Source organism: Variovorax sp. P5_A3, assembly GCF_056400665.1.
Genome location: NZ_JBFUKW010000009.1, coordinates 137294 through 163923, shown reverse-complemented (window position 1 = coordinate 163923; position 26630 = coordinate 137294). Strand labels below are relative to the sequence as shown.

Below are 26630 nucleotides of genomic sequence, written 5' to 3'. Positions count from 1 at the left end.
GGACAACAGATGGCTAACACTATTCACGTGGACGTGGTCAGCGCGGAAGAGTCGATCTTCTCGGGCGAGGCCAAGTTCGTCGCGCTCCCCGGCGAAGCCGGCGAGCTCGGCATCTACCCGCGCCACACGCCGCTGATCACGCGCATCCGCCCCGGCGCCGTGCGCATCGAAACGGCTGACGGCGGCGAGGAATTCGTCTTCGTGGCCGGCGGCATCCTGGAAGTGCAGCCCACCACGGTGACCGTGCTGTCCGACACCGCGATCCGCGGCAAGGACCTCGACGACGAGAAGGCCAATGTGGCCAAGGCCGCCGCCGAGGAAGCGCTGAAGAATGCCAAGACTGACATCGACATCGCGATGGCGCAGTCGGAACTGGCAGTCATGGCTGCGCAACTCGCGGCCCTGCGCAAGTACCGCGAAAAGAAGTAACGCTCGCCCACCCCCTACCGGGGGCAACACCTGCAGCCCGGCGGGGCCGGTTCTGCGGTGTTCCTGGTGAAGAAAAAGCCGCCTTCGGGCGGCTTTTTGCTTGGCGCTCGACAATCGCGACCGACTTCGGACCTAATTTGGTCGAAGTTAAGTCTTGTTCGGCTGAAGCTCCACCCCTAGTATTCGCGTCAGCTCCGACCTGTACTTGGCGGAAGCCACAAGAACACGACGGAGACAAGCGCTTGGCCCCTTGGAGCCGATTGACTGCGGACGAGATGCAGCTGCTGGAGACCACGTTCTGGTCGGCCGGCGGCTCGCGTCATGGCATGGCCGAGCAGCTCGGGTTTTCCAAGAGCAAGGCCAACGCACTCATAGCCGGGCTGGTGGAGCAAGGTTTGCTCGCCGAAGCAGGCTTGCAGCGGTCGTCCGGCGGCCGTCGGCCTGAAAACCTCCAACTCCACGGCGGCCTCGGTGCGCTCGTCGGTGTCGACATCGGCGCCACGAGCCTCGACGTGGCCGTTCTCGCACCCGACCTCACCGTGCTCGCGCATCACGCGGAGCCGGCCGACGTGCGCGAAGGTCCGGGCGTCGTCCTGGCCCGGGTGAGAGTGCTGATTCGCGAGCTTCTTGTGCAGGCGGGCTTCGACGCCAGGCAGGTCATCGGCATCGGCATCGGCGTGCCCGGCCCGGTCAACTTCGAGATCGGGCAACTGGTCAATCCGCCGCTGATGCCGGCCTGGGACAGCTTCTCGATCCGCGACTACCTGCGCGAGGACTACGCGGCGCCGGTGTTCGTCGACAACGACGTCAACCTGATGGCGCTTGGCGAGCTGTGGCGGCTGAAGCGCTCGCTCTCCAACTTCCTCGTGATCAAGGTCGGCACCGGCATTGGGTGCGGCATCGTCTGCCACGGCGAGGTGTACCGCGGCGCGGCCGGGTCCGCGGGCGACGTGGGCCACATCTGCGTCGACCAGGAAGGCCCGCGCTGTCACTGCGGCAACCTCGGCTGCGTCGAGGCAATGGCGGCCGGTCCTGCGATCACTCGCATGGCCGTACAAGCGGCGGAAGCGGGGGAAAGCGCCGCGCTCGCGGAATGCCTGCGCACGCAAGGCCGCATCGAGGCGGTCGACGTCGGCCAGGCCAGCCGCGCGGGCGACGCGGCGGCCAATGCGATCGTGCAGCGCGCCGGCAGCCTCATCGGGCAGATGCTGGCGTCAATCGTCAATTTCTTCAACCCGTCGCATGTGTTCATCGGCGGAGGCATCACGCGCATCGGGCCACTGTTCCTCGCGGCCGTGCGGCAGAGCGTCTATCAGCGCTCACTGGCGCTTTCCACCCGGCACCTGGAGATCCAGTACACCCCGCTGGGTGCGCAAGCAGGATTGATCGGCGCGGGCGTGCTGGCCATGCAAGAGACGCTCAAGGCACGCGGGGTCGCACCATGAGCCCCAAGGCAGCCGTCTCGGTCGAATTCGACAAGGTCGTGAAATCCTTCGGCCCGGTCGAAGTGCTGCATGGCGTGAGCTTCGCGCTCGAACCCGGCCGCATCTACGGCCTGCTCGGCGAGAACGGCGCCGGCAAGTCCACGCTGATGAAGATCCTGGCGGGCTACGAATCGCTGACCGGCGGCACCTTGCGCGTCAACGGCGACCAGCAAGAGTTCGCGAGTTCGCGCGACGCCGAGGCGTTGGGCATCGTGCTGATCCACCAGGAATTCAACCTCGCGGAAGACCTGAGCGTCGCGCAGAACATCTTCCTCGGCCACGAGAAGAAAAAGGGCTGGCTGCTCGACGATGCCGCGATGGAGCGCGACGCCGCCAGCGCGCTCGCGCAGGTCGGGCTGAACATCGACCCGACGACGAAGGTCCGCCGCCTGATCGTGGCCGAGAAGCAGCTGGTCGAAATCGCCAAGGCCGTCTCGCGCCACGCGCGGTTGCTGATCATGGACGAGCCCACCGCCACGCTCACGCCCGGCGAGACCGAGCGCCTCTTCAAGCTGATCGCGCAGCTTCGCGCGGACGGCGTGACCATCGTCTACATCTCGCACAAGCTCGACGAAGTGGAGCGGGTGACCGACGAGGTGATCGTGATGCGCGATGGCCGCTTCGTGACGCGCGCGCTCACCTCCGACGTCACGCGCCACCAGATGGCGAACCTGATGGTCGGACGCGAACTCGCCGATCTCTATCCGCCGCGCGATGCGGTGGTGATGGACACGCCGCCCACGATGCAGGTGCGCAACTTCACCGTACCGGGCTGGGCCGACAACGCGAGCTTCGAGGTACGCCCCGGCGAGATCCTCGGCTTCGCAGGCCTGGTCGGTGCCGGGCGTACCGAACTCTTCGAAGGCCTGCTGGGTTTGCGCCCTGCAAGCGGCACGGTCGAGATCCAGGGCCGCGCGGTGCATCTCCGCAATCCCCGCGAAGCTGCCAAACACGGCCTGACCTACCTCAGCGAAGACCGCAAGGGCAAGGGCCTGCACGTGCACCTCGGCCTGCGCCAGAACCTCACGCTGATGGCGCTCGAACGCTATGCCAAGCCTTGGCTCCAGCCCGATGCAGAACGCGCTGCGCTCGCCCAGGCGGTGAAGGACTACGGCATCCGAACCGGCGACCTCGACGCACGTGCCTCGTCACTGTCCGGCGGCAACCAGCAGAAGCTGGCGCTCGCCAAGGTGCTGCAGCCGCGACCCAAGGTCGTGGTGCTCGACGAGCCCACGCGCGGTGTCGACGTCGGCGCCAAGCGGGACATCTATTTCCTGATCCAGCGCCTGGCCCGCCAGGGGTTGGCCGTGATCGTCGTCTCGTCCGAACTGATGGAGCTGATCGGCCTGTGCCACCGCGTCGCGGTGATGCGCGCGGGCCGACTCGTCACGACGCTAGACGCTGACCATCTAACCGAAGAGGAGCTCATCGCTCATGCCACCGGAACCGCCACCAGCAACGCCTGAGGCCAGTGCGGCCCATCGCGGCGAAGCGAAAGCGCATTGGACCGTGCGCCTGCACGGCTTCGGCCCTGTCATCGGGCTGGTGCTGCTGTGCATCGCCGGCACGCTGCTCAACGGCGACTTCGCCACGCTCGACAACGCGATGAACGTGCTCACCCGCACGGCCTTCATCGGCATCATCGCGGTCGGCATGTGCTTCGTGATCATCTCCGGCGGCATCGACCTGTCGGTGGGTTCGATGGCCGCGTTGATCGCGGGCTGCGTGATCATGTTCATCAACGCGATGGGCCCGGCGCTCGGCTCGCCGCTGCTCGCGGTGGTCCTGGGTGCTGTCCTCGCCGTCGTCCTGGGCGCAGCGTTCGGGCTCGCGCACGGGCTGCTCATCACCAAGGGGCGCATCGAGCCCTTCATCGTGACGCTGGGCACGCTCGGCATCTTTCGCGCCTACCTCACGTATTTCGCGAACGGCGGCGCGCTCACGCTCGACAACGAACTCTCCGACCTCTACGCACCGGTGTACTACGCGAGCCTGCTGGGCATCCCGGTGCCCGTCTGGGTGTTTCTCATCGTCGCGGTGATCGGCGGCCTGATCCTCAACCGCACCGCCTACGGCCGCTACGTGCAGGCCATCGGCTCGAACGAACAGGTCGCGCGCTATGCCGCCGTCGGCGTGGACGGCGTGAAGATCCTGACCTACGTGCTGCTCGGCGTGTGCGTCGGCATCGCGACTCTGCTCTACGTGCCACGGCTCGGCTCGGCATCGCCGACGACCGGCCTGCTGTGGGAGCTCGAAGCGATCGCCGCCGTGATCGTCGGCGGCACCGCGCTGAAGGGCGGCGCGGGCAGCATCACCGGGACGGTGATCGGTGCGATCCTGCTCTCGGTCATCAGCAACATCCTGAACCTCACCAGCATCATCAGCGTGTACCTCAACGCTGCGGTGCAGGGCATCGTGATCATCGTCGTGGCCTTCCTGCAGCGCGGCCGACGCTGATGCCTATTGGCCTATTGATTTCCGTCCGTTCCGTTTCATTCACCACAAGGAGACAAGCAGCATGACTTCCATCACCCGACGCCTGGCGCTGAGCGCCGTCGCCGCCGCGAGCTTCGCGGCCTTTCCGGCCCTGGCGGCCGAGCCGGTGAATCTCGGCGTGTCGATCCCGGCCGCGACGCACAGCTTCATGGGCGGCATCAACTACTGGGCCAACCAGGCCAAGGCGGACCTCGAGAAGGAACACAAGGACCTGAAGATCACCATCAAGACCGCAGCGAACGCAGCCGAGCAGGCGAACCAGCTGCAGGATCTCTCGACGGTGACGAAGATCAACGCGCTCGTGATCTTCCCCTTCGAATCGGCGGCGCTGACCAAGCCGGTGGCCCAGGTCAAGGCCAAGGGCACCTACGTCACCGTGGTCGATCGCGGCCTGACCGACACCAGCGCGCAGGACGCCTACGTCGCCGGCGACAACACCGCCTTCGGCAAGATCCCGGCCGAATACATCGCCAAGAAGCTGAACGGCAAGGGCAATGTGGTCGCGCTGCGCGGCATCGCCACCACGCTGGACAACGAGCGCATGGACGCCTTCAACAGCGTGCTCAAGAACTACCCCGACATCAAGCTGCTCGACGCCAAGTACGCCAACTGGAACCGCGACGACGCTTTCAAGGTCACGCAGGACTACCTGACGCGCTTCAAGAAGATCGACGCCATCTGGGCCGCCGACGACGACATGGCGGTGGGCGTGCTGAAGGCCATCGAACAGGCCAAGCGCGACGACATTCTGGTGGTGTTCGGCGGTGCCGGCGCGAAGGGCATGGTCAAGACCATCATGGACGGCAAGGACCCGCGCATCCAGGCCGACGTGAGCTACTCGCCGAAGTTCATCTACGACGCGATCAAGCTCACGGCCGAGGCGCGCCTGAAGGGCGAGAAGATGCCGGCGACGACGATCATTCCTTCGGTGCTCATCACGAAGGACAACGCGAAGAGCTTCTATCACCCCGATAGTCCGTTCTAAGCTCGCCCCCAGGCTGCGCGCACTTCGTGTCGCTTCGCCTACCCCCTACCGGGGGCAACACCAGCGGACCGGCGGAGCCGGTTCCGCGGTGTTTCACCAACGGCGCGCGCTTCGCGGCGCATGAATGCTCATGACTGACGAAACTCTTTTGCGCAAATTGCGGTACGCCATGGTTGGCGGGGGGCGGGACGCCTTCATCGGTGCGGTGCATCGCAAGGCGATTGCGCTCGACGGGCAGGTCGAGCTGGTTGCGGGGGCGCTGTCGTCCAGTCCAGAGAAGGCGAAGGCATCGGGGCGCGATCTGTTCCTTGCGGACGATCGGAATCACGGGGATTGGCAATCCTTGCTCGCGGACGAACTGAGACGGCCACTCGATGAGCGGATCGACTTTGTCTCGATCGTCACGCCCAATCACATGCACTTTCCGGTGGCACAGGCGTTCGTGGAAGCGGGCTTTCACGTGGTTTGCGACAAGCCGCTGGTGCATACGGGCGAACAAGCGGATGCGCTGGTGGATGCGGTGGCGCGCAAGGGCACGGTGTTCGGGGTCACGTACAACTACACCGGGTATCCGATGGTTCGGCAGGCGCGGGAGATGGTGCGCTCGGGCGAATTGGGCGAGATCCGCAAGGTGGTTGTCGAATACAACCAGGGCTGGCTCGCGACGCGGCTTGAAGGGGAGGGCAACAAGCAGGCGGCCTGGCGTAGCGATCCGGCGCGGAGCGGGGCGGCGGGTGCCATCGGCGATATCGGGTCGCATGCGGAGAACCTGGTGGCGACGGTCACCGGGCTGGAGATTGAGAGCCTTTGCGCGGACCTCAGTTCGATGGTGGCGGGACGTGCGCTCGATGACGATGGCAGCGTGTTGCTGCGATTTCGTGGTGGTGCACGCGGCGTGCTGGTGGCGTCGCAGATCAATACCGGGCTCGAGAACGATCTTCGGTTGCGTGTGTCGGGCTCGCTGGGCACTCTCGCCTGGCGGCAGGAGCGGCCGAGCGAGCTGGTGCACCTGCCGCACGATGGACCGAAGCGTGTCCTGACGCGCGGCGCGCCCTGGCTGTGCGAGGCGGCCCGGCGTGCGAGCCGGTTGCCGACCGGGCATCCGGAAGGCTTCATCGAGGCTTTCGCGAATGTCTATGAGGGTGTGGCGGCGGACATCCGTGCGCGGCTCTCGAACACCCAGGCCGATCCATTGGCGGCGGACTATCCGCACGTGGAGGATGGCGCGCGGGGCGTGCGATTCATCGAACGCACGGTGGCGTCGTCGCGGAGCGAAACCAAGTGGACGCCCTGGTGAGCTGACCCGCGCGTAGGCACTTGCCGACAGCGCGGCGCGTCAGCAAGTCCTAGGATGGGGCCGTTCATGACCCACCCATCGTCCGACGCCTCCTCTTCGAGCGACCTTGTCGTCGCTCGCCCCGAAGGTCTCTACTGCCCGCCGGGCGATTTCTACATCGACCCATGGCGCCCGGTCGATCGCGCAGTCATCACGCACGCTCATTCGGACCATGCGCGGGTGGGCCATGGCCACTATCTTTCGCACACCGACAGCGCGGGCACCCTGCGCACGCGGCTGGGCGACATCACGCTCCAGACCCTGGCGTACGGCGAGAGCATCGTCCACAACGGCGTTCGACTCTCGCTGCATCCTGCCGGGCATGTGCTCGGCTCGGCGCAAGTGCGGCTCGAGCACGACGGGCGGGTGTGGGTCGCGTCGGGCGACTACAAGACTGAACCCGACGGCACCTGCGCGCCCTTCGAGCCCGTGCCGTGCGACACCTTCATCACCGAATCGACCTTCGGCCTGCCCATCTACCGCTGGCCGACGCAAGCCGCGCTCTTCGCCGAGATCGACGATTGGTGGCGCGCCAACGCGCAGCAGGGCAGGGCGTCGGTGCTGCTTTGCTACGCGTTCGGCAAGGCGCAGCGCATCCTGCACGGTGTGGATGCGAGCATCGGGCCGATCGTTGTGCATGGCGCGGTCGAGCCGCTGAACGAGGTGTATCGCGCAGCCGGCGTGGCCTTGCCGCCGACCTTGCGGGTGAGCGATCCCGGCGTCGATGCCTCGTTGCTCCAGCGTGCGCTGGTGCTTGCGCCGCCGTCGGCGCAGGGCACGCCTTGGATGCGCCGCTTCAGCAACTATTCGGATGCCTTCGCGAGCGGCTGGATGCAACTGCGCGGCACGCGGCGGCGTCGCGGCGTGGATCGCGGCTTCGTGATGTCGGATCACGCCGACTGGCCCGGACTGCAGGAGGCAGTTGCCGGGACAGGCGCGGAGCGCGTGTTCGTGACGCACGGCAGCGTGGCCGTGATGGTGCGATGGCTGACGGAGAACGGCCTCGATGCCCAGGGCTTCAAGACCGAATACGGAGACGAAGACGTGGAGGGCGGAGCCGCCGCGCCGGCACCATGAAGCAGTTCGCCGCGCTCTATCGCGAACTGGACGCAACCACCTCCAGCCTCGGGAAGCAGGCGGCCCTGCAGCGCTATCTGCAGAGCGCCGCGCCCGAAGATGCCGCCTGGGCCGTGTACTTTCTTGCGGGAGGAAAGCCGCGGCAACTCGTGCCGACCAAGCTGCTGAGGCTTCTGGCGCAGGAGGCTGCCGGATTGCCCGAATGGCTTTTCGACGAGAGCTATGAGGCAGTCGGCGACCTGGCCGAAACCATCTCCCTCCTGCTGCCGCCACCGGAAGGGACGCACGACATGGGCCTCGCGGCATGGATCGAGCATCACCTGCTTCCGCTGCGCAAGACGCCGCCCGACGCGCTCGCCGATGCGCTGCGCTCTCAATGGCGAGGTCTCGCGGTGGAAGAACGGCTTGTGTACTTCAAGCTCATCACCGGCGGCTTTCGCGTCGGCGTGTCGCGGCTGCAGGTCACGCAGGCACTGGCGGCGGTCGGGGCGCTCGATCCCAAGCGCGTTGCGCAGCGGCTCATGGGCTACACGCACATCAGCGGCCAACCCACCGCGGCAGACTATGCGGCCCTGATCGCGCCCGAGAGCACCGGCGAACTCGACCAGCAGACAAGCGGCCAGCCCTACCCCTTCTTCCTGGCGCATCCGTTCAACGTCGCCCTCGAAGCTTTCGACGCGACGCTCGGGCCACCTTCCGAATGGATCATCGAATGGAAGTGGGACGGCATCCGCGCGCAACTGGTCAAGCGTGCCGGGCGCGTCTGGCTGTGGTCGCGCGGCGAGGAACTGGTGACGGATCGCTTTCCCGAACTGGCGGAAATGGGCGGGACACTGCCCGAAGGCACCGTGATCGACGGTGAAGTCGTCGTGTGGCGAGACGATCGGGTCCAGCCTTTTGCGGAGCTTCAGAAGCGGATCGGCCGCAAGACGCTCGGCCCGAAGCTGCTGCGCGAGATCCCTGTCGTGCTGCTGGCATACGACCTGCTCGAATGGGAAGGCCGTGACTTGCGCACGCTGCCACAACAGGAGCGCCGCGCGCTGCTCGATGCCTTGCTGACCGATGCGCAGCATCCCTCGCTCGTCGCCAGTCCCATGCTTCATGGCGAAAGCTGGGTGGACCTTGCGCGCCAGCGCGAAGCCGCCCGCTCGATGGGTGTCGAGGGGATGATGCTCAAGCAACGCAAGGCGCACTACGGTGTCGGGCGTACGAAGGACGTGGGCATCTGGTGGAAGTGGAAGATCGATCCGCTGTCGGTCGACGCCGTGCTGGTCTACGCGCAGCGCGGCCATGGTCGCCGCGCAAGCCTCTACAGCGACTACACCTTCGCGGTCTGGGACGGGCCGCCGGAAGTCGAGGATCGCCAGCTGGTGCCCTTTGCCAAAGCCTACTCGGGCCTGACCGATGCCGAAATGGCGCGCGTCGATGCGGTGATCCGCAAGACCACGGTCGAGAGCTTCGGCCCGGTCCGCAGCGTGCGGCCGACGCTGGTCTTCGAGCTCGGCTTCGAAGGCATCGCGCGCAGCACGCGGCACAAGAGCGGCATCGCGGTGCGCTTCCCGCGCATGCTCCGCTGGCGAGAGGACAAGCCGATCGAAGAGGCCGACACCTTGCAGTCGCTCGCTGCGCTGCTGCCGTCATGACCACGACGAAGCGCGCTCTGGACGACTGGTTTCCGCTTCCATGCGGTCGGAGCCCATGCCGTGTGGAGGGTATGAGATCGTCGTTGCGATGGGCAAAATAGCCGCATGGACAACTCTGGCGAAATGAATTCAGGCGCCGATCTGCGCGAGCACGCCGTCTACCTGCTGACGGAAGCCGCGCCGATGGCCGGCATGAAATACGAAGAAGCACGACTCGTAGTCGATGCGATGCGACCCCTGCACGTCCTGGCCGACACCTTGCTGTTCGAGGAAGGGGACGCCGTCGACAACGACTACATGGCCCTCCTGCTCGACGGCGAAGTGCGTGCCGAGACGAACACCGGCCTTCCCGGCGAGGACGTGGTGATCTCGGTCATCGGCCCCGGCAGCCTGATCGGCGAGATGGGTGTGATCGACGGAAGCCCGCGTTCCGCAAGCTGCACGGCGATCACCGACGTCAAGCTCGGCGTACTCACGCGTGCCTCGCTCATGACGCTGATCGACGCGCACCCCGCCGCCGCGGCGCGCCTGATGCTGGGCCTGGCGAGGGGCTTGGCCGAGCGGGTGCGCGAAAGCAATCGGCGGCTGCGCACGGTGTCGCAGGTCACGCGTGCCTTGCAGTCCGAACTGGACGCGGTGCACTCGGTGAACCGCAGGCTGCTCGATTCGCAGGATTCCTGACGCGCCGACCTACAGCACCACGGGTGCGTCGGGGAGTTCGTTGCGGTCCGCCTCGCCCTCGGCCAGCGGGAAATGCTCGACGAGCAGCGCGGAGACTTCTTCGAGCGCCTGGGTCAGCCCGTCCTCGAAGCGTCCCTCGCGAAACGCCGCGCCCATGCGCTGGGCCATCGCCGCCCACTGCGCGTCGCTGACACGCGAATCGATGCCGCGGTCGGCCACGATCTCGATCGCGTGCTCGGCGAGCAGGAGGTAGATCAGTACGCCGTTGTTGTGCTCGGTGTCCCACACGCGCAGCTTGCCGAACAGCGTGATGGCGCGCTCGCGGGGCCGCGCATCGCGCCAGAGGTAGGACATGGGCAGGCCGGCTTCGACGCAGATGCGGATCTCGCCGCTGTGCCGCCGCTCGCTCGCGCCGACGCGGCGCTCCAGGCGTTCGAGCACATCGGCCGGCAATGCGCGGCGCACCTCCGCCTCGTCGACCCACCGATGGCGCCAGAGCCGCGCGAGACGGGAGAACATCGATGCCATGGTCACCAGTCTCCCGAGGCGCCGCCGCCACCGAAATCGCCACCGCCACCGGAGCTGAAACCCCCGCCGCCCGAGGATCCACCGCCCCAGCCGCCGCCTCCGCCGCGTCCTGCACCCCAGCCTCCGAGGCCGCCGCCCAAGGCGCCGGCCCCGAAGCCGCCGCCGCGCCGTCCGGCGCCTGCGCCAAAGGCCATCGACAGCAAGGTGAAGAGCAGGGCGCCCAGGCCCGCCAGCACCGCGACGACGATGCTGGACGTCAGCACCATCACGACGACACCGGTGAGTCCGCCCATCGCGAGCGAACCAGGGATCTTGCCGAGAATGCGGCGAGCGATCGGCCCGGCCACCAGCACGCCGACGAAAAGGAAGATCGCGAGGTCCTGCCAGTTGAAACCACTGCCGGCCTTGCCTTCGCTGAAATCGCCGCCGCGCGCGTCGACTTCCGGCAGCGCTTCGCCTTTCACGCGCGCGATGAGCTGATCGGCCGCACCATCGAGCCCGCCGGCGAAATCGTTTTGCCGGAAGCGCGGCTTCATCACGTCGTCGATGATGTGCGCGGCCGCGAGATCGGGCACCGCGCCTTCGAGCGTCTTCGCGACCTCGATGCGCATCTTGCGGTCGTTCTTGGCGACCACCACGAGGATGCCGTCGCCGACGTCCTTCCGCCCGATCTTCCATGCGTTGCCGACCCGGTTGGCGTAGCTCGCAATGTCTTCGGGCTGCGTGGTCGGGACCATCAGCATCACGATCTGCGAGCCCTTCTGTTCCTCGAAGGCCTTGAGCTTGGCTTCGAGCGCCTCGCGTTGCGCCGCGCTCAGCGTGCCCGTCTGGTCGATGACGCGCGCGCCGAGCGCCGGCACCGGCAGCAGCCCTTGCGCGTGCGCGCCGAAGAGCGCGCCCACCAACAGGAGAAGGGCCGTCAGCGCGTGCCGGATGCGGACAGCCGTCATGTCGGGCTTGCCGTGCCTACTTCTTCGGTGCGCTGAAATCGACCGTCGGCGGCGTCGAGATCTGGGCTTCGTTCTGCACGGTGAAGTTGGGCTTCGGTGCGTAGCTGAAGACCTTGGCCGTCAGGTTCGTCGGAAAGCTGCGCGCCAGCACGTTGTATTCCTGGACCGTCTGGATGTAGCGGTTGCGCGCCACGGTGATGCGGTTCTCTGTGCCTTCCAGCGTCACGCGCAGATCGCGAAAGGCCTGGTTGGCCTTGAGATTGGGGTACTGCTCCGCCACGACCATCAGGCGCGACAGCGCGCCTGTCAATTCGCCCTGCGCCTGCTGGAACTTGTTGAAGGTTTCGGGGTTGTTGAGCGTCTCCGGCGTCACCTGGATCGACGTGGCCTTGGCGCGCGCCTCGATCACCTTGGTGAGCGTTTCCTGCTCGAAGTTGGCTTCGCCCTTGACGGTTGCGACGATGTTCGGAACCAGGTCGGCGCGGCGCTGGTACTGGTTGAGCACCTCGCTCCAGGCCGACTTGCTTGCTTCATCGAGGCGTTGAAAATCGTTGTAGCCGCACCCCGCCAGCGACAGCGCTGCGAGGATGATCAATAGCCAGCGTTTCACCATGACGGAGCCCCTTGTTTCGAAGTCGGCAAAGGTAGCATAGATGGATGGCGGTCGACCCTCTTCAAGTCCTGCAGGCCGCGAACCGCGGGCCTGCGCCCGGCCTTGTGCCCGGGGAGGCGGCAGGCACCCTGTTGATCGCGGGCGCGACCGGCGTGCTGGGCCATGAACTGGTGCGGCGCCTCGCGGGCCGGCACCGCTTCGCCCACACGCTCGTGCTCGCGCGCGAGCCGATTCGCGATGCGCTGAAGGGCGTCGAGACGGTGCTGGCACCCAGCACCCCAATCTCGCAATGGCCTCTGGTCAAGGCCGATACGGCGCTCGTGCTGTTCGAGCCGCCGCGTCTCTATTACGACCGCGAGCGCGCGTTGTGGACGCCGGAACCCGCGCAACTGCCGGCGCTTGCCGCCTGGCTGCGCGCATGCGGCGTGCGGACCCTGGCCGTCGTGCAGCCGCATGCCCAAGGTCGCTTGCCTGAGGCGCTGAAGCGCGGCCTCGCGAGCCTCGACGAGCAGGCCGTCGTGTCGCTCGGCTTCGAGCGCGTGATGCTCGTGCGCTCGGCGCAGAAGCCCGCGCCGGGGCGCTTCGCGAATCCGGCCGAACGGCTTGCCGCGTGGATGCTGTCGATCGCCAGGTTCATGGTTCCCCAGAGCGAGCAGCCGGTGCGCGCGTCCAAGGTGGCTGAACTGGTCGACGTGGCACTGCGCATCGCGCCGCCCGGCGTGCACGTGGCCGCGCCCGAAGTCGTGTGGCAGGCGTCGCAGGGCGATCTGCGTGCCGTCGTGGAAGGCTGGGTGGGGCCCTCGTCACGGTCTTCATGATGCGAAACGACGCCACGGCGCGTCACCCCCGTCCTTCGCGACCCGATGCAAAATCGGCGCATCCACAGTTCTACCCATGTCCACCAAGACCAAACTCCGCGCCGCCACGGTCGGCGGCACCGCCGACGACATCGAAACGGCCTTCTACGAAGCCTTGCAGCGCGGCGACGTCGACGCGCTGATGGGCTGCTGGGCCGACGAGGAAGAGATTTTCTGCGTCCACCCCGGCGGTCCGCGCCTCGTGGGCGCCGATGCGATCCGCGCGGCCTTCGAACACATGTTCAGCAACGGCGCCATTCATGCGACGCCGGCGCGCGTGCGCAAGGTCGAATCGCTCGCCAGCGCCGTGCATAACGTGCTGGAACGCATCGAGGTGCTGACGGCCGAGGGCCCGCGCCATGCCTTCGTGCTGGCCACGAATGTCTATCACAAGACCGCGCAGGGCTGGCGCATGGTTGCCCATCACGCCAGTCCGGGTAGCGCACAGGAGCCCGGGGACACCGGAGACGCGCCCCAGACAATCCATTGATGCAATATGTAGCGCCACGTTGGTTGCCGGGCGGCAACCTCCAGACCATCTGGCCCGCGCTGTATGCGCGGCGTGTCGGGGTGCCCTTGCCCGACTACCGCCGCGAGCGCTGGCCCACGCCGGACGGCGATTTCATCGATGTGGATTTTCTCGACGCACCGGGGCCGACGCCGAAGCCGCTGCTGGTCCTGTTCCACGGACTCGAAGGCTCGTCGCGCAGCCACTATGCCGAAGCCTTTGCCGCCTTTGCGATGGAGCGGGGGTGGGACTATGCCGTGCCGCATTTCCGCGGCTGCAGCGGCGAGCTGAACCTTGCGCCGCGCGCCTATCACTCGGGCGATTTCGAAGAGATCGGCTGGATCCTCGCGCGGCTGCGTGCGCAGCAGGACCAGAGGGGCGGTGGATCGATGCTGGCGGCCGGCGTCTCGCTGGGCGGCAATGCGCTGATGCGCTGGGCCGAGGAGGCGGGCGGCCAGGCCACGAAGGTGTTGAGCGCCGTGGCGTCGATCTCGGCGCCGCTGGATCTGGCGGCGGGCGGCGCCGCGATCGGGCGGGGCTTCAACCGGCTGGTCTACACGCGCATGTTCCTGTCGACCATGAAGCCGAAGGCCCTGGCCAAGCTGGCGCAGCATCCGGGGCTGTTCGACCGAAACAGGCTCATGTCGGCTCGGACTCTCTACGAGTTCGACAACGTCTTCACCGCGCCGCTGCACGGTTTTCGCGACACGGATGACTATTGGGCACGGGGCTCGGCCAAGCCGCACCTGCGCGAAGTCCGCGTCCCCGCACTGGTGGTGAACGCCGCCAACGATCCCTTCGTGCCCGCGAGCAGCCTGCCGCATGCCGGCGAGGTCGGCAGCTACGTCACGCTGTGGCAGCCCGCGCATGGCGGGCATGTGGGCTTTCCGCTCGGCCTGCCGCCGGGCCATGTCCGCGGCATGCCCGAGCGCGTGGTCGATTGGTTGGCCGGCCGCTGATACCCACGCTCCGCCTGCGGGAGCAGAATGCCTTTATGGATGACATCGTCAGACAGGCCCTTTCCAAGTGGCCCAACGTGCCGCATTGCTACGGCTGGCTCGGGCTCGACGGGCGCGGCAACTGGTACCTTCGCGACGACGCCACGCAGGCGGCCGGCCCGTTTCCCATGGTCAAGGGCTCGATGTTGCGACATGAGAAGCTGATCGAATTCATCCAGCGCAACTACGAGCATGACGAGACCGGGCAGTGGTTCTTCCAGAACGGGCCGCAGCGTGTTTACGTCGAACTGGAGGCGACACCTTGGATCTGGCGCGTCCATGAGGATCTATCGGTCAAGTCTCATACCGGCTTGGCGGTCGAGCCGTCCGCCTGCCTGCTCGATGAGGAAGGCAAGCTCTATTTGGTCGCCCCCATCGGCCTGGGGCTGGTCCACACGCTGGACATGAGCATGGCGGCCGAAGCCGTCGAGCAAGGGCGATGGGTGCCGGAAAACGTTCGGGCCGAAGACCTGCCCGCGCGCTTCGGGCATGTGCCGAGTCCGGCCGCAAGACAGCCGGCCAGGCCCGCCGCTCCGCACTGAACGGTCGCCGGAAATGCAAAGAGCCCGCGCGATGCGGGCTCTTTTCCTGGATGGGAAGGCTACTTACTTGCCGTTCGCCACTGCTGGAGCTGCCGGTGCCGGTGCCGGTGCGGCTGCAGCGTCAGGGGCTGCCTGTGCAGAGGGTGCCGCCGGCGCTGCCGGATCGGCGGCGGCTGCATCTGCGGAGGCCGGACGATCAGGGATCGGGAACTTGGCACCGCCCGCGTTGGCCATGTAGACCACTGCACGGCCGATTTCGAGGTCCTCGAAGTCGCCACCGCCTTGCGGAGGCATCGCGCCCTTGCCCTTGAGTGCATGCTCGAGCAGGGTGGCAAAGCCCTGGCCGATGCGAGGGCCCCAGGCTGCGGCGTCGTTCAAGTGCGGAGCGCCGGGAATGCCCGGGGCGCCGTGGCAGGTCACGCACTGGGCCTTGAAGACCGCTTCGCCGGTGGCGAGGGGCCGGTTGGCATCGCGGATCTCGATGGAGCCGACCTTCTTCAGGCGGTCCGCGACTTCGCGATCGCGCGAATCCTTCGACACACCGTAGAGCGACATGCCGTCACCCTGGGCGGTACCCGAGGGATGGGTCCCCGAAACCACGTACGAGACGAGACCCGCAATGATCAGGATGGGCGCAATGAAGGAGAAAAATACCGCCAGCAGGAGTTGCTTCGGGTTCTTGATCGGGCCGGTGTGGGCTTCTTCTGTCGCCTGGTAGTGCGGTTCGTCGCTCATTACGTCCTCGGTATCGGGGGCTTTTTTCGGATCAACCGGGGATTATAGGGAGGCGCCCGGGCGCGCCTCCTTCACACATCGCCGATCACTGCGTGGCCCAGCCGCCACCGAGCGCCTTGAAGAGCGTCACCTGGTTCTGAAGCATCGACTGCCGCGTCTGCGCCGTGGCCAGCTGCGACGTATAGAGCGAGCGCTGGGCGTCGAGCAGGTCGAGCCCGCTCGCGATGCCGTTGCGGTAGCGCATGTCGGACAGGTTGAAGCGCACCTGCTCGGCATTGGACTGCGCCACCAGGGCGCGCAACTGGTCGTCGAAGGTCGCCCGGCCCGCGAGGGCGTCGGCGACTTCGCGGAATGCGGCCTGGATCGACTTCTCGTACTGCGCCACCGCGATCTCGCGTCCCGCGCGTGCCGAATCCAGCGTGGCCTGGTTGGCGCCGGCATTGAAGATCGGCAAGGTGATCTGCGGCGAAAAGGCCCAGGCCTTCGATCCGCTCTTGAAGAGCCCCGAGAACTCGGTACTCGTCGTGCCGATCGACGAGGTCAGCGTGATGCTGGGGAAGAAGTTCGCCCGCGCCGCGCCGATGTCGGCGTTGGCCGCGATCAATTGCTGCTCCGCGGCACGGATGTCCGGACGCTCGCCCAGCAGGTCGGACGGCAGCCCCGCCGGCAGATCCGGCATCGGCGCCAGCGCCTTGAGCCCTTCCTTGCTTCCTTCCATGGCCTCCGGTGGAACCGGGGCGCCGATCAGTTGCGCGAGTGCGTTCTCGTCGCGCATCCGCACGCGCTGCTGCTCCGCATAGGCGGCGCGCGCCGTCTCGGCCTGCGATTCCGCGAACCGGTAGTCGATCTCCGAAGACACGCCGTTGTCGAAGCGCAGCTTCGTCAGCTTGAGCGACTCGTCGCGCGTCACCATCGTCTGGCGAGTGATCTCCAGAATTTCGTCATCGCCCAGCACCGCGAGCCATCCGTTGGCCACGGAAGCGATCAAGCTGATCTGCGTTGCCTTGCGCGCTTCCTCCGTGGAAAGGTACTGCGCGAGCGCCGCGTCCTTGAGGCTGGAGATACGCCCGAAAAAGTCGAGCTCCCAGGCGGTAAAACCCAGCCCCACCGAGTAGGTCGAGGCCACCCCGTCCCCGACCAACGATGGCCGCTGCCGGGTTCCGCTCGCACTCGCATTGACCGCCGGGAACAGGGCAGACCGCGTGATCTGGAACTGCGCCCGCGCCTGCTCGATGTTCTGCACCGCGATCCGCAGGTCCCGGTTGTTGTCCAGCGCAATCTCGATCAGGTTCTGCAGCCGCGGATCAATGAAATACGTCTGCCAAGCCACCGTCGAGGCCAATGGCTGTCCATCACTGGAAGGCTGCGCCCCGGGATAAACATCAGGCACAGGCAAAGCCGGCCGCTCATACTTCGGAATCAGCGAACACCCGCTAAGTAACAAGGCAACGCCAAGCGCAGCAAGGCGCGTTCGTGAAATGCCGCGGATCCGGCTCCGCCGGTCCGCAGGCGTTGCCCCCTGCAAGGGGGTGGAGAGCGACACGCAGTGCGCGAGCCTGGGGGTGTGCTTATTCATTTGATTCCTCGATACCCGCCGCCTGCGCATGGCGCCGGTCGGCCTCGTGCTGGCGCTCGCTGCCCTTGAACAGGCTGCGAACGACCACGAAAAACACCGGCACGAAGATCACCGCGAGGGCGGTGCCGGTCACCATGCCGCCCAGCACGCCCGTGCCGATCGCGCGCTGGCTCGCCGAGCCGGCACCCGTGGCCAGCACCAGCGGCAGCACGCCAAGTCCGAAGGCCAGAGACGTCATCACGATCGGCCGGAACCGCAGGTGGGCGGCAGCCAGTGCCGATTCGATCACGCCCTTGCCCTGCGCCTGCAGGTCCTTGGCGAACTCGATGATCAGAATCGCGTTCTTCGCGGACAGACCGATGATCGTGATCAGGCCCACCTGGAAGTACACGTCGTTCGAGTACGCGCGGAACAGGGTTGCGAGCAGCACGCCGAGCACGCCCAGCGGCACCACCATGATCACCGCCAGCGGAATCGTCCAGCTCTCGTACAGCGCGGCCAGGCACAGGAACACCGCCAGGATCGCGAAGCCGTAGAGGATGATGGCCTGCGAGCCCGCGAGCTTTTCTTCGCGCGACTGTCCGGTCCATTCGTAGCCGAAGCCGGATGGCAACTGCGCGGCGAGCTTTTCCATCTCGGCCATCGCGGCGCCCGAGCTGTAGCCCGGTGCGGCAGAACCCGAAATGCGGATCGCCGGATAGCCGTTGTAGCGCACCGTCTGCTGCGCGCCGGTGATCCAGCGCGTGCTCGCGAAGGCCGACAGCGGCACCGGCACGCCCTTGGTGTTGCTGGCATTGAGCTTGAGCAGGTCCTCGGGCTGCATGCGCGCCGGCGCATCCGCCTGCACCACCACCCGCTGCAGACGACCCCGGTTGGGGAAGTCGTTCACGTAGGTCGAGCCGAGCGCCGTCGACAGCGTCGTGTTGATCGCATCGAAAGTCACGCCCAGCGCATTCGCCTTGTCGCGGTCGATCTCGATCTGCAACTGCGGCGCGTCTTCGAGGCCGTCCGGCCGCACCTGCGTGAGCAGCGGACTCTTGCTGGCCATGCCGAGCAACTGGTTGCGCGCGTTGACGAGCGCCTCGTGACCCAGGCCCGCGCGGTCCTGCAGACGGAAGGTGAAGCCGCTCGCATTGCCCAGTTCAGGAATGGGCGGCGGGCTCAGCGGATAGATGAAGGCATCGCGCACGCTGGAGAGCGCACCGAAGGCGCGGCCCGCCAGCGCATCGGCCGACTGGCTGTGCTCATGGCGCTCTTTCCAGTCCTTGAGCGTCACGAAGGCGAGGCCCGCGTTCTGGCCCTGGCCCGAGAAGCTGAAGCCCAGCACGCCGACCATGCTCTCGACTTCAGGCTGCTTGAGGATGTAGCCTTCGACGTCCTTGATCACCGACAGCATGCGCTCCTGCGTCGCGCCAGGCGGCAGTTGCACGTTGATGATGATGTTGCCCTGGTCTTCCTGCGGCAGGAAGGAGGTGGGCAACCGGCTGTACACCACCACCACGGCGCCGATGATCGCCGCGTAGATGATGAGGTAGCGCGCAGCGCGCTTCAGGATGCGCGCGACCACGCTCTCGTAGCCCTTGGCCGTGCGCGAGAACCCGCGGTTGAACCAGCCGAAGAAGCCCTTCTTCTCGTGATGGTCGGGATCGACCGGCTTCAGCAGCGTCGCGCACAGCGCCGGCGTGAGCGACAGCGCCATGAAGGCCGAGAAGCCGATCGACGCCACCATCACCGCCGAGAACTGGCGATAGATGTTGCCCGTGGAACCCGCGAAGAACGCCAGCGGCACGAACACCGAGATCAGCACCACCGTCACGCCGATGATGGCGCCGGAGATCTGCCGCATCGCCTTGCGCGTGGCTTCGAGCGGGGAAAGCCCTTCCTCGCCCATGATGCGCTCGACGTTTTCGACCACCACGATCGCATCGTCCACCACGATGCCGATCACCAGCACCATGCCGAACATCGTCAGCACGTTGATCGAGAAACCCAGCGCCAGCAGCGTCGCAAAAGTGCCCAGCAGCGCGATCGGCACCACGATGGTCGGGATGATCGTGTAGCGCCAGTTCTGCAGGAACAGGAACATCACCAGGAACACCAGCGCCACGGCCTCGAACAGTGTCTTGACCACTTCCGTGATCGAGATGCTCACGAAGCGCGAGCTGTCGTAGGGGATGGTCCACTTCACGCCTTCGGGGAAGAAGCGCGAGAGTTCGTCCATCTTGGCGCGAATGGCCTTGGCCGAGGCCAGCGCATTGCCGCTCGGCGCGAGCTGGACGCCGATACCCACCGCTGGCTCGCCGTTCAGGCGCGCCGACGTCGAATACGACTGGCCGCCCAGCTCGATGCGCGCAACGTCCCGCAGCCGCACCGACGAACCATCTGTGTTGGCGCGCAGCACGATGTTGCCGAACTGCTCGACCGTCGTGAGCTGGCCGTTGACCACCACGGTGGCCGCAATCGCCTGGCCGGGCGAATTGGGCAGGTCGCCGATGATGCCGGAAGACACCTGCGCGTTCTGTGCCCGGATCGCCGCGTTCACATCGTTCGGCGACAGCTCGTAGCCATGCAGCTTGGCCGGATCGATCCAGATGCGCATGGAGCGCTCGGTACCGAAGAGCTGCGCCTGGCCGATACCGGCGACACGTTGCAGTTCAGGCACGACGTTGCGCGACGCATAGTCGCCCAGCGCGATCGGATCGAAGGCCGGGTTGTCCGAGGACAGGATCGTGAACAGCAGGAAGTTGTTGCGCGACTTGTCCACGCGCACACCCTGTTGGGTCACTGCCGCCGGCAGGCGCGGCGTGGCGCGCGACAGGCGGTTCTGCACGTCCACCTGCGCCAAGTCGGGGTTGGTGCCCGTCTCGAAGCTGATCGTGATCGTGCCGGTGCCGTCCGCCTGCGCGACCGACTCCATGTAGATCAGGCCGGGCGACCCGTTCATCTCGCGCTCGATCACCGACAGCACGCTGTCTTCCAGTGTCTGGGCCGAGGCGCCGGGGTAAGCCGTGCTGATGACGATCGCCGGCGGTGCCACCGGCGGGTATTGCGAGATCGGAAGCTGCGTGATCGCCACGCTGCCCATCACGATGATGAACAGCGCGATCACCCACGCAAAGATCGGTCGGTCGATAAAGAACTTGGCCATGCGGGCGCGCTCCTTACTGCTTCGCGGCGGGAGCCGGAGCGGCTGCCGCGGCAGCAGGAGCGGCCGGAGCGGTTGGCTTCCACGGCACCGCCTTCACGGGCGTGCCGGGGGGCATCATCTGGAGCTTCTGGAAGCCGTCGACCATCACCTGCTCGCCGGCCTTCAGGCCTTCGAGCACGACCCACTGGTTGTCCTGTGCGGCGCTGATCTTCACGGTGCGCTTGGTGAGCTTGCCGTCCTGCTCGACCACGGTGAGCGTGTCGCCCTGCTGCGTGCGCGTGACCGCCTGCTGCGGAACCGCGATCGCGTTGGCCGCCTGCGCCTGCTCCAGCCGCACGCGCACATACAGGCCGGGCAGCAGCTCGCCCTTGGGATTCGGCACCTCGGCGCGCAGCGTGACCTGCCCCGTGGTGGCGTCCACCGTCAGGTCGGAGAACAGCAGCCGGCCCGGCAGCGCGTATTCGGTGCCGTCTTCGAGCACCACGCGAATGCTGGCGGCGTTGGGGCCGCTGGCGCGCTTGAACTGGCCGGCTTCCATCGCGCGGCGCAGGCGGAGAACGTCGGTTGCCGACTGCGTGAAGTTCACGTACATCGGATCGATCTGCTGGATGATGGCCAGCTCGGTGGCGTCGCCCTGGCCGACCAGCGCACCTTCGGTCACCAGCGCGCGGCCGATGCGGCCGGAAATCGGCGCGGTCACCGCGGCGTAGCCCATGTTGATCTTGGCGGTGGTCAGCGCGGCGCGGCTCACGCCCACGTCGGCCTCCGCCGTCTTCTGTGCGGCCACCGCGTTGTCGTATTCCTGCTTGCTGACCGCGTTGGCGGCCACTAGCGGCTTGTAGCGCTCGGCCAGTGCCTTGGCCTGCACCGCATTGGCCTCGGCGCGCAACAGGCTGGCCTCGGCGCTGCGCTGGGCTGCGGCGTAGGGGGCGGGATCGATGCGGAACAGCAACTGGCCGGCCTTCACGTCGGAGCCTTCCTTGAACGTCCTTTCCAGCAGGATGCCGGCCGCACGGGCACGCACCTGCGAAACGCGTGAGGCTTCGAGCCGGCCCGGCAGCTCGGTGACCAGGCCGACGTTGGTCGGCGTGGCGACCACCACGCCGACTTCGGGCGGGGGCGGCCCGCCGCCGCCGGCCTTGGCCGGGGCCTCACCCTTGCCGCAGGCCGTCAGTGCGAGCAGCACGGCAGTGGCGGCGGCAGCGGTCGCGAGGCGCGGCGAAAACAATGAATGGCGCGAGACATGCAGGACGGGCATGCGATTCCTTTGAAGCGAGGTCGGGGACGATGCATGGTTCGCGCCAGCGCCTAAAGCAACACGGCGAACATGACCATCGGGAAAGGGCGCTAGTTTACATACATTCATGCATGTATAGTGACACCCTTAACGGAAACGGGTTGATTCTAAGAAGGAGACTAAGTGGTTCGTCGTACAAAGGAAGAAGCACAGGAGACGCGACATCGCCTGCTCGATGCCGCCGAAGTGCTTTTCCAGGCCCAAGGGGTATCGCAAACGTCGCTGCAGCAGATCGCGCAGAAGGCGGGTGCGACCCGTGGCGCGATCTACTGGCACTTCAAGGACAAGGCGGACCTCTTCAACGCCATGATGGACCGCGTCAAGCTGCCGCTGGAGGCCGCTGCGCAGAAGGTGGCCGGCGGCCCAGACGCCGACCCCGTCGAAGACGTCGAACGCATGATGGTCGAGGCCCTGAAGCAGATGACCACCGACCCCCAGCTGCGGCGCGTGTTCGATGTGGCCACGCACAAGGTCGAATACACGCACGATATGCAATCCGTGCATCAGCGGCACCTGGAAGCGCGCAACGCCTGCGTGATCGATTTCGAGAAAGCCCTGCTCGCCGGTGCCCGCCGCGCCCGCACCCGGCTGCCGATTCCCGCGGCGGCGGCGGCGCAGGGGCTGCACGCGCTGATCAGCGGGCTGATCCAGGACTGGCTGCTGGACCCCGAGGCCTTCGACCTGGTGTCGACGGGGCGGCGGACGTTCCGGGTCTATCTTTCAGGGCTGGGGTTTGAGCGGGCTTTGGCGAGTGCTGGCTGATAGGCGATAATGGTGGGCTCCTGACACGGTCAGGGGACACCCATCTCGCTGTATTTCAACGGATAGAATTCGGCCCTCCGAAGGCTGAGATCCAGGTTCGATTCCTGGCGGCGGGACCAAGACTTCTGCTCAATAGGTCTCACAAATACGCCGAAACCCGCATGCTGCAAGGCATAGCGGGTTTTTTGTTGTCTCGCGTTGCCTCGCAACTTAGCATCACATCTCGCGGAAATACCGTTACTTTCGACGGTACCTGCGGGGGTACCGAAAAACAGATACCGTTAGAGGGGTCGCGATGGCATTGACAGACACATTCGTTCGGCAGGTGAAGCCCACGGGCAAGACGGCTGGCGACAAGTACACCGACGGCGGGGCGATGTGCTTGCTGGTTAAGCCGTCCGGGGCGCGCTACTGGCGAATGGACTACAGCTACAACGGCAAGCGCAAAACACTTGCGTTGGGCGTCTATCCGGCGGTGTCGCTTGCGAAGGCGCGCGGGCACCGTGAGTTGTTGGCCGATGACATCGATCCCGGCGCGGCGAAGCGTGACGAACGCGTCGCAAAACCAGAGGCAGCGACGCACACTTTTGAGGTGGTTGCGCGCGACTGGTTGGTCAAGACCTCGAACAAGCGCGCCGAAGTCACACGAGCGAAGGTCATCAATTGGCTGGAAAAAGATGTGTTTCCTTTCATCGGCCGGATGCCCATCGCGACGATCAAGGCCAAAGACGTCTTGGACAAGGTAGCCCGCCGGATGGAGGCCCGTGGCATTCACGAAAGTACCCACCGCATCGTGCAGATTTGCTCTCAGGTGTTTCGCTACGCGGTTGCTACCGGGCTGGTTGAACGCGACGTTACTGCCGACCTCCGCGGCGCGTTGGCGGTGGGTGACTATGAGAATCGGATTTACGTCAAGATTCAGAACAACGGTGTCGGCCCACTCATTGTTAAGGGCGTCGTCATTGAAGGCGCCATGGAGCCGGAAAAGCCACTAATCAACGCCATGCCGGAGCTTCCGCCTAAGGCTATCTGGACGAACTTCGTCGAAGAAATCTCAGGAAGAAGCGTGCCGCCGGGGGAGAACTGTTTTTGGTGGACCTTGATGAGGGTAGCAGTGCGTCCCGAGCCCTTTTTGAATTGGCGCGCGACAAGGTCCGCCCTTCACTTGGAACACTGACGATTAAGGTCGAGCACACGGATGTATACGAGCAGCTTCCAGTTGCAGTTCGTAAACTGGACTGGTTTAGCCGCCATGGCTTGTCCACATGAGTGTGAATCAAGTACTGTTCCCTTCGCGGGGCGCTTCGTGAGGCATCGGTCTGTCGAGATCTTCGAAGTTCGTGTTCCTGTACTCCTGTACTGGCAGTGAGACGACTTACTGAGGAGCAGCGCTTCGCGTACTACAGCTTGGGGCACATGTTCAATGAACTCATGTGCCTTCAAAAGCTGGTCGGCTTTGCCCTGCCTAAGCATCAGGGCGGCCGTGATGCCCGGCGGGGTCCAGAACTTGGCCAAGCGGCCTTCTATTTCGAATGGCCTCCTCAAAAATATAGGAAATAAAGCTCGCGCTGGATTCGAAGGAAATTGCTAGGACTCTTAATGAAAGCGTCCTCCCGCTTATGAAATCTGGATCGGCAAGACGCAAGTCACTCAATCAACTGGTCGTAGACGCTAAGTGGCTAGCACCACTGCGCAACGAACTCGGATTCCATGCGCCGACGTTCAAGGAGTGGAGGGAGATCACGACCGCGAGTGACGAATGGGTTGAGGATGTGATTTACCTCGAAAATCAAAACGGCAATACGTTCTATGACCGCATCCGAGAATGTTGCGCAGCAGTGGATCAAAAGCACATGCACCGTGCCCGTCGGTAGCATGATTTCGCTTATCGATCAAATGATCGACTTGCTCCAAGAGACAACGGACTATCTGGCCGAAGTTCTTGCTGTTTTCATTGCTGAGATAATTCTCGTTGAGACGAGCGAGCGAAAATCGATCGGGAAAGTACTCGCGCCTGAATTAGAGCGTAAGCCCGCCGTTCTGGACGGCAATGCCGCGCCGCGATGGTTAGACGAAGCACGCCTAGTGGCCGCAGTGCATCTGTCCTAGGAAGGCCTGGCGTACCGGCGGCGGCCGCATGCTTTGATAGTTTGGATAGCTTCGAGCTGAACGCGATTTAGGCGCGCGTCGGGAGGGTCGCTGCGTTTCCGAGGACGAAGCGCCTCGCGTACATGGTGTCCCGCGCCCACGCCGTGCTGGCCGCCTTCGAGAACGGCCGTTGCGTGGGGATCGCGCTGGCGCTGCGCCCGGCATCTTGCCGACCTAGCTGCCTCTGCCTGCGTTGACCCATAAGTCGACTAAGATTGCCTGTAACTAAAGGTTGAAAAGGCGCAAATTGAACAGCTGGTTAGTAGACCTGGGGCCAGAATCGCGGCTTGGATCATTTAAATTCATCCGGCACGCCTTAAAGGAAATTCCCACACAAAAAGACCGCTTCTTCATTCTAGAAAAGCGAGCGTCTGGGAGGGAGCTGCAATTCAAGCGTTTGGGTATTGCTTCTGAGGTCAGGCCTATCAACAATTTTCAATGCCAAGTGACGCTAGAGGAGTCACATCTTGAGTTGCCTGAAGGATCCGGAAATCTTGACGCCTTGTGGATGACGTTTTCCAGCGCGGACCGTGATTCTCTCAAAAAGATTGCGAGATTGAAATCAAATAATCTGGTTCAATTGTCGGCAGGAGGGGCGAATGCGATCATTTCATGGCGCGAGTTTCCGATTGCGACGACAATTTGGCTTCTTCGAAGGCATGTTGGAGTGAGCTTAGATGATTTGCTGAATAAAATATTTTTGCCTGTAAAAATCAAGGGAATTGAGAGGTGGTGGCGGTTATTTCGCGAACTTATTGACGAAATCAATCAAGAGTTGATGGCTCCAGCATTTTGGGCAAACGAAGGAAATAATAAATTCGATAGTCTAAGCGCACGGGTGTCTGGCCGAGATGCTATACACGAGGGAGGTATATTTACGTTGAGGGGAAGTCGCGGAGTTAGGGACGCTGGGCCAGCGCGCTTGGGAGAAGAGTTTGACTTTTCTGCTGCAGGTATTGTCGCAGAGGATTGGAGCATCACGCGAGATGCCAAGGGGCGAATCCAATCTGATCTCTTGACGGAGATCGCTCGAATTGCCATCGATGCCCAAGCGAAAATCGTTGGTCGGCGATTTCCTGAATTTCCCGGGGGTCTTTACGATGAGCTTTAATAAGATCAGCAAAATGCTCAATGACCGGCGTCAAGATGTAAACCTACATTCTTGGGGCAAGGCGATGCATTCGCTAAGGAATATGTGCAAACGGGATTGTTCCGATTATCTATTTGAATTTGCGTCATTCTTTTCGCTTGCTTGTGAAATTGTCGATGCCAATGCGTCTTCCTTATGGAGGATTCATAGCCCAAAGATTTCTGAAAATGGATCGGCGAGATTAATTTGGCCCCTAGCGCCGGGGCATCCCGACTTTTATTCTTATTTGTCGGCGAATGTGAATGGCAAGACCGTGGTAATTCGGCCGGGCGTGGAAGCAAAAATGCCGGGCCATGATGCTACGATGGCTCCAGACGTGAGCTTACGGCTCACGGCGCCAAATTCGCTTGACGAGCAAATCATTTGTATGTGGGACGCCAAGCATCGGTCCAACCCCGAAGGCCGAATTGCCCGCCAAGAAATCTATACCTTTGCCATGGAAGTGACTTCTCTCGTCGATAGGGCGAATGCTGCTTGGTGGGCCGGCATTTGCGCGGGATCGCTTCACAAGCGGGCACGACTTCTCCGCAACTGTTCAATCTTAACCAACGGCCGTGGATCCACAGAGCCCGAGAGCATCCTGAAAGTCAACAATGTTATGGAGGCGTATAAATATGATACCCCGGACGAGGCTTATCGGGGGGCAATTTGAACCCAGCTCCGGATGCCTTATTCCGGGTCGATTTT

The 26630-nt window shown here is 64.8% G+C and carries 25 protein-coding genes and 1 tRNA gene; 19 read left to right on the top strand and 7 right to left on the bottom strand.

The features are described from left to right. Positions 1-9: 9 nt before the first annotated feature. The 9 genes from AC1D3B_RS16545 to AC1D3B_RS16505 all read left to right on the top strand — a co-directional run bounded on the left by AC1D3B_RS16545 (position 10) and on the right by AC1D3B_RS16505 (position 10131). Positions 10-429, top strand: a complete 420-nt coding sequence (locus AC1D3B_RS16545) for a F0F1 ATP synthase subunit epsilon (RefSeq protein WP_435518178.1) — start codon at positions 10-12, stop codon at positions 427-429. A gap of 275 nt (positions 430-704) precedes the next feature. Continuing rightward, positions 705-1874, top strand: coding sequence for an ROK family protein (locus tag AC1D3B_RS16540; RefSeq protein WP_478191807.1), 1170 nt, complete (start codon positions 705-707; stop codon positions 1872-1874). Beyond that, a complete protein-coding gene (locus AC1D3B_RS16535; RefSeq protein WP_478191744.1) occupies positions 1871-3379 on the top strand; it encodes a sugar ABC transporter ATP-binding protein in 1509 nt (502 codons plus the stop codon). Before AC1D3B_RS16540 ends, AC1D3B_RS16535 begins: the two co-directional genes overlap by 4 nt. Continuing rightward, on the top strand, positions 3348-4370 hold the full coding sequence (locus AC1D3B_RS16530; protein WP_478191743.1) for an ABC transporter permease: 1023 nt from the start codon (positions 3348-3350) through the stop codon (positions 4368-4370). The genes AC1D3B_RS16535 and AC1D3B_RS16530 overlap by 32 nt, the downstream gene beginning before the upstream one ends. A 61-nt stretch (positions 4371-4431) precedes the next feature. After that, on the top strand, positions 4432-5394 hold the full coding sequence (locus tag AC1D3B_RS16525; protein WP_478191742.1) for a substrate-binding domain-containing protein: 963 nt from the start codon (positions 4432-4434) through the stop codon (positions 5392-5394). Positions 5395-5524: 130 nt separating this feature from the next. Beyond that, a complete protein-coding gene (locus AC1D3B_RS16520) occupies positions 5525-6691 on the top strand; it encodes a Gfo/Idh/MocA family protein (RefSeq protein WP_478191741.1) in 1167 nt (388 codons plus the stop codon). Positions 6692-6757: 66 nt separating this feature from the next. Then, positions 6758-7807: a ligase-associated DNA damage response exonuclease gene (locus AC1D3B_RS16515; protein WP_478191740.1), complete on the top strand. Its 1050-nt coding sequence runs from the start codon at positions 6758-6760 to the stop codon at positions 7805-7807. Beyond that, complete coding sequence (locus AC1D3B_RS16510; protein ID WP_478191739.1) at positions 7804-9450, top strand: ATP-dependent DNA ligase; 1647 nt, start codon at positions 7804-7806, stop codon at positions 9448-9450. Before AC1D3B_RS16515 ends, AC1D3B_RS16510 begins: the two co-directional genes overlap by 4 nt. A gap of 123 nt (positions 9451-9573) precedes the next feature. Next, on the top strand, positions 9574-10131 hold the full coding sequence (locus AC1D3B_RS16505; protein WP_478191738.1) for a cyclic nucleotide-binding domain-containing protein: 558 nt from the start codon (positions 9574-9576) through the stop codon (positions 10129-10131). A gap of 9 nt (positions 10132-10140) precedes the next feature. On the opposite strand, the gene AC1D3B_RS16500 is transcribed toward AC1D3B_RS16505, so the two are convergent. Genes AC1D3B_RS16500 through AC1D3B_RS16490 form a run of 3 tightly spaced genes read right to left on the bottom strand, consistent with a single transcriptional unit; the run spans position 10141 to position 12222 of the window. Next, positions 10141-10659 carry a TPM domain-containing protein gene (locus AC1D3B_RS16500; RefSeq protein ID WP_478191737.1) on the bottom strand — a complete coding sequence of 173 codons (519 nt, stop codon included), beginning with the start codon at positions 10657-10659 and terminating at the stop codon, positions 10141-10143. A gap of 2 nt (positions 10660-10661) precedes the next feature. Continuing rightward, positions 10662-11609, bottom strand: coding sequence for a TPM domain-containing protein (locus tag AC1D3B_RS16495; RefSeq protein ID WP_478191736.1), 948 nt, complete (start codon positions 11607-11609; stop codon positions 10662-10664). 16 nt (positions 11610-11625) lie between these two features. Then, positions 11626-12222 carry a LemA family protein gene (locus AC1D3B_RS16490; protein ID WP_478191735.1) on the bottom strand — a complete coding sequence of 199 codons (597 nt, stop codon included), beginning with the start codon at positions 12220-12222 and terminating at the stop codon, positions 11626-11628. A 44-nt stretch (positions 12223-12266) separates the two neighbouring features. Here AC1D3B_RS16490 and AC1D3B_RS16485 point away from each other — a divergent pair, with 44 nt between their 5' ends. From AC1D3B_RS16485 to AC1D3B_RS16470, 4 genes are all read left to right on the top strand, one after another. Then, positions 12267-13040 carry a hypothetical protein gene (locus AC1D3B_RS16485; RefSeq protein WP_478191734.1) on the top strand — a complete coding sequence of 258 codons (774 nt, stop codon included), beginning with the start codon at positions 12267-12269 and terminating at the stop codon, positions 13038-13040. Positions 13041-13116: 76 nt separating this feature from the next. Next, a complete protein-coding gene (locus AC1D3B_RS16480) occupies positions 13117-13569 on the top strand; it encodes a YybH family protein (protein ID WP_478191733.1) in 453 nt (150 codons plus the stop codon). Then, positions 13569-14546, top strand: coding sequence for a YheT family hydrolase (locus AC1D3B_RS16475; protein ID WP_478191732.1), 978 nt, complete (start codon positions 13569-13571; stop codon positions 14544-14546). Before AC1D3B_RS16480 ends, AC1D3B_RS16475 begins: the two co-directional genes overlap by 1 nt. Before the next feature lie 35 nt (positions 14547-14581). Beyond that, positions 14582-15127: a DUF2946 family protein gene (locus AC1D3B_RS16470; protein WP_478191731.1), complete on the top strand. Its 546-nt coding sequence runs from the start codon at positions 14582-14584 to the stop codon at positions 15125-15127. A gap of 63 nt (positions 15128-15190) precedes the next feature. Here AC1D3B_RS16470 and AC1D3B_RS16465 read toward each other — a convergent pair whose 3' ends face one another. From AC1D3B_RS16465 to AC1D3B_RS16450, 4 genes are all read right to left on the bottom strand, one after another. Further along, positions 15191-15862 (bottom strand): c-type cytochrome, encoded by a 672-nt coding sequence (locus AC1D3B_RS16465; protein WP_478191730.1) that lies wholly within the window; start codon positions 15860-15862, stop codon positions 15191-15193. An 85-nt stretch (positions 15863-15947) separates the two neighbouring features. Then, positions 15948-17351 carry an efflux transporter outer membrane subunit gene (locus AC1D3B_RS16460; protein ID WP_478191806.1) on the bottom strand — a complete coding sequence of 468 codons (1404 nt, stop codon included), beginning with the start codon at positions 17349-17351 and terminating at the stop codon, positions 15948-15950. A gap of 79 nt (positions 17352-17430) precedes the next feature. Continuing rightward, positions 17431-20586 carry an efflux RND transporter permease subunit gene (locus AC1D3B_RS16455; RefSeq protein ID WP_478191729.1) on the bottom strand — a complete coding sequence of 1052 codons (3156 nt, stop codon included), beginning with the start codon at positions 20584-20586 and terminating at the stop codon, positions 17431-17433. Positions 20587-20599: 13 nt separating this feature from the next. Next, positions 20600-21844, bottom strand: a complete 1245-nt coding sequence (locus tag AC1D3B_RS16450; protein ID WP_478191728.1) for an efflux RND transporter periplasmic adaptor subunit — start codon at positions 21842-21844, stop codon at positions 20600-20602. 162 nt (positions 21845-22006) lie between these two features. On the opposite strand from AC1D3B_RS16450, the gene AC1D3B_RS16445 reads away from it, so the two are divergent. From AC1D3B_RS16445 to AC1D3B_RS16420, 6 genes are all read left to right on the top strand, one after another. Further along, complete coding sequence (locus tag AC1D3B_RS16445; protein WP_478191727.1) at positions 22007-22645, top strand: TetR family transcriptional regulator; 639 nt, start codon at positions 22007-22009, stop codon at positions 22643-22645. Positions 22646-22689: 44 nt separating this feature from the next. Next, a tRNA-Arg gene (locus AC1D3B_RS16440) sits at positions 22690-22764 on the top strand. 176 nt (positions 22765-22940) lie between these two features. Beyond that, the gene (locus AC1D3B_RS16435; RefSeq protein ID WP_478191726.1) at positions 22941-23822 is read left to right on the top strand and encodes a tyrosine-type recombinase/integrase; all 882 of its coding nucleotides are present in this window, start codon (positions 22941-22943) and stop codon (positions 23820-23822) included. 632 nt (positions 23823-24454) lie between these two features. Next, on the top strand, positions 24455-24754 hold the full coding sequence (locus tag AC1D3B_RS16430) for a hypothetical protein (protein ID WP_478191725.1): 300 nt from the start codon (positions 24455-24457) through the stop codon (positions 24752-24754). A 286-nt stretch (positions 24755-25040) separates the two neighbouring features. Beyond that, positions 25041-25904 carry a hypothetical protein gene (locus AC1D3B_RS16425; protein ID WP_478191724.1) on the top strand — a complete coding sequence of 288 codons (864 nt, stop codon included), beginning with the start codon at positions 25041-25043 and terminating at the stop codon, positions 25902-25904. Then, positions 25837-26595: a hypothetical protein gene (locus tag AC1D3B_RS16420; protein WP_478191723.1), complete on the top strand. Its 759-nt coding sequence runs from the start codon at positions 25837-25839 to the stop codon at positions 26593-26595. Before AC1D3B_RS16425 ends, AC1D3B_RS16420 begins: the two co-directional genes overlap by 68 nt. Positions 26596-26630: the final 35 nt, after the last annotated feature.